The sequence below is a fragment of the Pseudoalteromonas sp. T1lg122 genome (genome assembly GCF_002964825.1).
In the GTDB taxonomy this organism is placed as follows: Bacteria; Pseudomonadota; Gammaproteobacteria; order Enterobacterales; family Alteromonadaceae; genus Pseudoalteromonas; species Pseudoalteromonas gelatinilytica.
The window spans coordinates 1-428 of record NZ_PQCG01000012.1 but is presented as its reverse complement, the minus strand read 5'-3'; the positions used below and the strand labels follow the sequence as shown (position 1 = coordinate 428).

Here is a 428-nt window from a genome sequence, read left to right as displayed (position 1 = left end):
CAAATAATGATGAGAATACTAAAGTAGATACCGATTAATCATTGCTGATTAACTGGCATATTTTTACTTTTGAAAACTCTTTATAGATACAAGTATCTATAAGAATTTTAATATCAGCTTTCCAAATTTTTAAAGAGCAAGAGAATAAACTTCTCAAAATTAAACACACTCTATTCTCAAGCAGTTTATTACCTGATTAAGAATGTTTATTTTTAAGGAGTAAAAGTGGTGGAGCTAAGCAGGATCGAACTGCTGACCTCCTGCGTGCAAGGCAGGCGCTCTCCCAGCTGAGCTATAGCCCCACATATGCTGGTACTTACTGTTTAGTTGCCACTTCAAAGAAGTGGTGGGTCTGAGTAGATTTGAACTACCGACCTCACCCTTATCAGGGGTGCGCTCTAACCAACTGAGCTACAGACCCAAACAAT

General features: G+C 38.1%; 2 tRNA genes. Both read right to left on the bottom strand.

The annotated features are described in order from the left end of the window. Nucleotides 1–226: 226 nt before the first annotated feature. Nucleotides 227–302: transfer RNA gene (locus tag C2M33_RS10075), tRNA-Ala, on the bottom strand. Between the two features lie 42 nt (nt 303–344). After that, nucleotides 345–421, bottom strand: a tRNA-Ile gene (locus C2M33_RS10070). Nucleotides 422–428 lie beyond the last annotated feature (7 nt).